Source organism: Oxynema mangrovii CENA135 (assembly GCF_016632315.1).
In the GTDB taxonomy this organism is placed as follows: Bacteria; Cyanobacteriota; Cyanobacteriia; order Cyanobacteriales; family Laspinemataceae; genus Oxynema; species Oxynema aestuarii.
Window position 1 is genome coordinate 656,406 of the sequence record NZ_JAEOXH010000002.1, and the last position, 6,517, is coordinate 662,922.

Annotated in this window: 4 protein-coding genes; 2 read left to right on the plus strand and 2 right to left on the minus strand. The window is 52.7% G+C overall.

Translation table 11 applies throughout. The features are described 5' to 3' along the window. Window positions 1–36 precede the first annotated feature (36 nt). Window positions 37–1,677: a trypsin-like peptidase domain-containing protein gene (locus JJD41_RS16515; RefSeq protein ID WP_200668488.1), complete on the plus strand. Its 1,641-nt coding sequence runs from the start codon at window positions 37–39 to the stop codon at window positions 1,675–1,677. Between the two features lie 79 nt (window positions 1,678–1,756). Here JJD41_RS16515 and JJD41_RS16520 read toward each other — a convergent pair whose 3' ends face one another. Continuing rightward, window positions 1,757–3,238 carry a hypothetical protein gene (locus tag JJD41_RS16520; RefSeq protein ID WP_200668490.1) on the minus strand — a complete coding sequence of 494 codons (1,482 nt, stop codon included), beginning with the start codon at window positions 3,236–3,238 and terminating at the stop codon, window positions 1,757–1,759. A 216-nt stretch (window positions 3,239–3,454) separates the two neighbouring features. After that, window positions 3,455–3,865, minus strand: coding sequence for a hypothetical protein (locus tag JJD41_RS16525; RefSeq protein ID WP_200668492.1), 411 nt, complete (start codon window positions 3,863–3,865; stop codon window positions 3,455–3,457). Between the two features lie 120 nt (window positions 3,866–3,985). On the opposite strand from JJD41_RS16525, the gene JJD41_RS16530 reads away from it, so the two are divergent. Then, the coding region (locus JJD41_RS16530; RefSeq protein WP_200668494.1) for an nSTAND1 domain-containing NTPase at window positions 3,986–6,517 on the plus strand (2,532 nt) is incomplete at its 3' end.

Below are 6,517 nucleotides of genomic sequence, written 5' to 3' on the forward strand. Positions count from 1 at the left end.
GATCGCGTTGGATCGATCTTCTGTAGGGTATTTGACATGCAGTGGTTTAAACGGATGTTAGGCGGGGCGACTCGCTCTCGTCGCCAGCAACAGCTCGGATTCGGCGTCGGAACCGGGGCGATCGCGTTATCGATGGCATTGATGCCCGTGGGCTTCCCCCCGGTGCGGGCGATCGCCGCCGAACCGCCGACCCCGAATCCGGTACTGAGTGAGAGCCAGATCGCGCGGATTGCGGAAGACGTGACTGTGGCGATCGCGGGCGGCAATTTGGGAACTGGGGCGATCGTCGATCGCTCGGGAAATATTTATACTGTGTTGACGACAAACGCGGTATTAGCCGGGGGGGAAAGCTATCAAGTGAGGACGGCGGACGGTCGGCGTCATCCGGTGGCGGCGAGTTCGGTCAAACGGTTCCCCCTGGTGGATTTGGCGACGATCGCCTTTACCAGCGAGGTCGATTATCCGGTGGCGACCTTCGGGCCGTCGGAGGGCGATCGCCTGTACTTGTCGGCTACGGCGCCGGAAGGGCCGACCTTGGTCGCCCGGGCGGATCGTTTCGACTATCCGACGGTCAATTTATCCGCAGGGTACGGGTTGATTTATACTAGTCCGTTGCAACCGACTACCCAGGGGGGCGTGTTGTTCGATCCGTGGGGGCGGGTCGTGGCGATACGCGGTCAGTTCGATCGCGACGGAACCGAGGTCAACGGGGCGATCGCCATCGAGCAGTTTTTGGAGTTAGCCCCCCGGGTCGGCTTGAATTTGGGCTGGCGGGGGATGGTGCGATCGAATTGGATTCGCGTGGGCCAGGAGATCGCGGCGATCGCCCTCAGTTCGGACGGGGCGATCGTCGCCAACGATGCCGGGTACGACACCATCCAACTGTGGGAAGTGAGAAGCGGCAAGCTGTTAGGGACGCTTTCGGGACACGGCAGGACCGTCAGTAGCTTGGCGATGTCGCGCGATCGCCGATGGTTGGTCAGTGGCAGTGACGACGGGGTGCGGGTTTGGGATTGGCGGTCCGGTCGGATCGAGAGATCGATCGCGATCGATCGCGCCCGGGAGAACGGCCCGATCGAAGATCTGGCGATCCTCCCACCGAGTCGCGACTCGATCGCCCCGGACGATCTCACTTTGGTGACGGCGAGTGGGTTTGGAGTGCGCTTGTGGAATCTGGAAACTGGGGAATTACTCGATACTTTGGAAGGGTCGGCGGGGGCCGAGGCGATCGCGATCGCCTCCGACGGTCGCACGTTAGCGAGTGCCCATCAAGACAATACAGTTAAAATTTGGACCGTCGATTCCGGGGAGTTGTTATCGACTTTGAACGCCGAAACCCCGGAATATTCAGTGGAAGCGGTGGCGATCGATCGCGCCGGGGAAACCGTGGCAGGCGGGACGTATGGCGAATTCAAGATGTGGGATTTGCAACGGGGAATTCGCAAGTTGACCGTTCGCGGTCATGGCGAGAAGGCTTTGATACGTGCATTGGCGTTCAGTCCCGACGGTCGGGCGATCGCCTCTGCGAGTGACGATGGCGTCAGGATTTGGAGTTTGCCTCAAGGACAGCTTTTACGCCACCTCCACCGTCCCGCGATCGATCTCGCTTTCAGTCCCGACGGTCACACTTTAATCGTCGGCAGTAGCGACATCGAGATCTGGCAAATCCCGTTTTAGCGGGGTAAAAGTGCGGTTAGAATCCGGGAGAATCAAGGGTTTTTCAGGCGGCGATCGCCGTCTGAAAAGGAGAAAAGTATCAACGAGGCCGCCGTTCCCAGAGGGCAAGTGCGATCGCCGTCAGCCCCGCAAAGGCGAATGCAACCCCCAGACAATAGACGCCGGAAATCACCGGACGCAACCACAGGGAAGGTAACCCGGGGATTCGATCGACGATCGCCCCGATCGGATGCTGTCGCAATTGTGCGATCGAAATTGCCTCGTTTGAGGTCGGAAACTGCCCGGAAATCGAAGCGGCTGCGGAACCTGCCCCCAAGCCGACCCCAACAATGGCGACGGTGTTTTGGAAGTTGCGATCGCGCCGGGAACGGTCGATTTCGACGATCGCCCACGTGGTTTCGATGGACGCTTCTAATGTCTTTAATGTCGAACTAAAATAATCCCTTTCTTTATTCATTTGCAGCAAATAACAATCGCGTACCCTCTCTCTAAATCGATCGAGAAAGGTTAATTCAACCGGGGTACGTTGTCCTGAAACAGTTGGGCTAAATTCTTGAGTTAAAAGATCGGCGATCGCCTGCACCCGTAGTTGGTAGTCATGTAAATTAATTTCAACCGTGGTAATTTGGTCATTTAAACTCCCTAAATCGATCGTGTAGTCGGGTAAAATTTTTCGGGTGCGATCGAGGGTGCGTTGCAGTTTTTTAAACGCTCTAGTTTTTAAATTGGAATTGCGAATATCTTGCAAACATTCCCGAATGGCGATCGCGTCCCCTTTCAGCCACTGTTTTAAACTCCGACTTTGGCCGTAACTAAACAACATTTTAGCCCGATAATGAAATAAACTCATCCATTCAAAATTTAATAATGTTGCCGCCCTTTCGGCGATATTTTCAGTGGGATATAAAATAATGACCACATGTTCCCCATCCTGAATCGGTTCGTCGAGAGTAACCCGTGACTCCCGGGTCTCCTGATTGTCTGTAGAACTGTTTTCTTTTAAAACAATGCGATGGGAACTCAGCTCAAAAAAGTGGGTATTGAAAATACAAGTTCTGCCCTGTAAATCCTCGTCCCATTTCCGACTGGGCAATAAGGAACGATAGCAGATTTTGGCAATTTCTTCCGGGCTTTGTTCGTCTGGATAGGCTAATTGTCCGTAAATTACCCAGCTTCGCCCTAATGAGGGTTTTTCTGAGTTCAGCCGCTTTTGAATATCTTGATTGAGGGATCTAATCGACTTAGCAGGATAGGGATTCTGGCGATCGGCGATCGAGCAACTTAATAATAATCCGTAGGTATCATTTAAGCGAACGGGGTAGTAATATCCCTCATGGGGAGGGTCTGTATTTGTTTTAAATTCAACAATGCGTTGTTTTCCGAAAAGTTCGGTAAAGTCAGATTCAAATTGACGGTCGTGCTGAAGGTTAGATCTCAACTCTTCTGGAAGCTTATTTTTGAAATTTTCCCGATTTTTTTCTGATTCTTCTGATGTTTGCCCTAATGTATCGCGTAAATCGTATAAGTACAGATCGAGGGTTAAAAAAATTAAATCACTCATGGTTCAAAAAAATATTGCCATACAGTAGCCATATATAGCAATCTTAAAGGATTTGTAACCAAACTAGGGAGCAAGATGCTCCCACTCCCAAGGGGTTCGGGTGGATCGCCCTGACTCGACTGATTTAGGAATGACGAAGGAAAAGTGAATAGTAACTTTTCCCTTTTCCCTTTTCCCTTTTCCCTTTTCCCTTTTCCCTTTTCCCTTACCCAGAGGTTACAATAGGGGAGTTGGCGGAAGTTCCCAATATTTTTCTAAGTCCTCGATTTTCTTGGCCGTTTTTTCCGGCTTATCGCTGGTTAAAATGAGAACCATTAAATTGCCGATTTCTTTAATGTTTTTTCTCGGCTTACCGCCAAAATAACCTTTGGCTTTAACCTCGATGCTCAATTGTTGTTCGAGTGTAGTTTCGTCGGGGAGATAATCGTCCGGGAGATCGAGGCGATCGATTTGGGTCAGGGCTTCTTGATATAAAGCCGTTAACGCCGTGTGAGTCGTCAAGAGATCGTCGATCGCCGTGTGTATTTCTTCGAGATCGGGGGGGTCTTCATTGAGTAAATCGCCGAGGTTTTCTAATGTATCGAGGCTGTCGGCGTCGAGGTCGCTATCGAATCTGTATAGCGCCATCAAAAGAGCGAGTAAACTTTTATCAAGAGAGGCGATTGCCATCGTCAAACCTGGCTATACTACTAAAAATATGGGGCGATCGGGGTCAATTCTATCTCGTTTGATTATAGCCATTTTGCCATGAAGCGAGCTTTAGTCGTTGGGATTAACACTTATACACATTTAGCAAAGCTGGGAACCCCCGCCAATGATGCCAATGCGGTAGCCCGACGACTGCGAGAAATTGGCTTTGACGATATCCGGGGACTCCCTGTAGTCTCGACCCTGGAAGCATCGCAAGTGGATTCCCAGAAAGAATTACGCCATCATGAATTAGAACGGGCGATCGACTGGTTATTTGCGATCTCGGAAACGGAAAAACAGCCTCCAGAAATAGCCCTGCTGTTTTTTGCCGGACATGGGTTGCGACAGGTGAAAGGTCGCTTCACCCAAGGATTTCTAGCCACCAGTCGCGCCAACCCCGAGAGTAATAGCACCGAGAAATGGGGGATATCCCTGCCATACTTGCGGCAAGTTTTAGAACACAGTCCCGTCAAACAGCAGATCGCGATTCTCGACTGCTGCCATTCCGGGGAACTCTTTAATTATCAAGAAGCGGACCCGGGACAATCGGAACGGGTGACGCGCTGTTTGATATCCGCTTGTGGCGCGCCGGAATTAGCGTATGAGTCCACCACAGCCGAACATAGCCTGTTCGCCGAGGCATTATTGCAAGGGTTGCAGCAGGAGGGGGTGGTGAGTACGGTCACCCTCTCTCACTATCTGATGCAAGCGTTAGAACCTTGCGGGCAAACCCCAAAATGTCTCAACCGCGACGGCGAGATTATCTTAATCGATCCGGACAACGAACCGTCACGGGAACGCGAGAAAGCAGTGGTGACGGGGAAAAATCCCTATAAAGGATTGGCCGCCTTTCAAAAAGAAGACGCCCCCTATTTCTTCGGTCGCCAGGAACTGACGAAAACCTTAGTCAATCGCATCCATGACGATTCATTTTTGGCAGTATTGGGGATTTCTGGCAGTGGGAAATCCTCGGTGGTCAGGGCCGGATTAATTCCCGAATTGGAGAAAGGAGATCGCTTCCCCGAGACTCAATCCTGGAAAATTTACGACCCCTTCAAACCCGGAGACGACCCCCTGGAGAGTTTAGCCCGCGTCTTGGTGGACGAACGCCACTCCTTCGACCGGGTTAACGCCGAACTCGCCCGAGGGGCCGAAGGCTTACAACGGCTGATTGCCGAAACCGAAGCCCCGGCGGTGGTGTTGGTCGTCGATCAATTCGAGCAAATTTTTACCCAATCTCAAAGTCACGCCAAACGCCAACAATTTTTGGATTGTATCCTAGGCGCGATTGACTCCAACCCCCCCCTTTCCAAGGGGGGCCGGGGGGGATCCTCCCCCTCTCTACGAGTAGTAATCACCCTGCGGGCCGATTTTGTAGGCCAATGCGCCGAATATCCCCAACTGGCGCAACTCATCGAAACCCAGAATAAAATTGTTGGCCGAATGCAGGAGGCAGAGTTACGCGAAGCCATTGCTAAACCCGCCGCCAAAGAAGGATGGACCATCCCGGAAGACCTGCAAAACGAGATGGTGAAAGACGTGCAGCAGTCCCCGGGAAGCTTGCCTTTATTGCAATACCTCCTGTACGAACTGTGGGATTGGAGAGATCGCCGTTTGACGGTGAAAACCTACCAAGACATGGGTGGCGTCCTCAAAGCCTTAGAAACGCAAGCGGATAACGTTTATAACTCCCTCGACCCAGAAGAACAGACCCTCGCCAAGAGCATCTTCCTCAAACTCACCCAACTGGTAGAAGGGGATAAAACCACCTGCAGACAAGTCCGCAAAACCCGGTTAACCGACTTACCCCCCTCCCCAGAAAAAGTAGAAACCGTACTGGCGAAATTAGAAGACGCCCGCTTAATCGTCACCAGCGAACTGCAAGCCAGAGGGAACAACGGCGATAAAATCACGGTGGTGGATGTCGCCCACGAAGCCCTAATTCGCAACTGGAACACCTTAAAAGACTGGCTAGGCGAAAACCCGGAACTGAAGCGGCAACAAGACGAAATCGAAGACAAAGCGCAAGAGTGGGAAGACAAAGGCAAACGCCGCGAGGGTTTGTTGAGGGGGTTAGATTTATCCGAGGCAGAGGCATTTGTGCGACGCTATGGCGAAACCTTTCCCCTCTCCGCCCCCGCCCCAGAGTTCGTGCAAAAAAGCATCCGCCAGCAACGCATCACCCACATTCTCAGTATTGGCACCGTCGCCACCGTGTTGACCCTCGTCACCGGACTCTGGTTGAATGCCCAGCGCCAAGCCACCATCGCCAACTTGCGGGCCAACGCCGCCCAGGCGCAACAGTTGCTCACCACTCCCCAACCGTTAGAGGGGGTATTGCTAGCGATCCAGGCGACAGGAGAGAGTCAAGACCAATTAGGGCGAGTGATGAGTTCGGTTCAAAGTAGCTTACTCACCAGCATTCAAACCGCCGGAGAACACAATCGCTTCCAAGGCCATCAGAATTCGGTCGAAGCCGTCGCCTTCAGCCCGGACGGACAGACGATCGTCAGTGGCAGTTGGGACAACACCGTGCGCTTGTGGACCCGCCAGGGGGAAGCGATCGGCGAACCCTGGCGCGGCCATCAG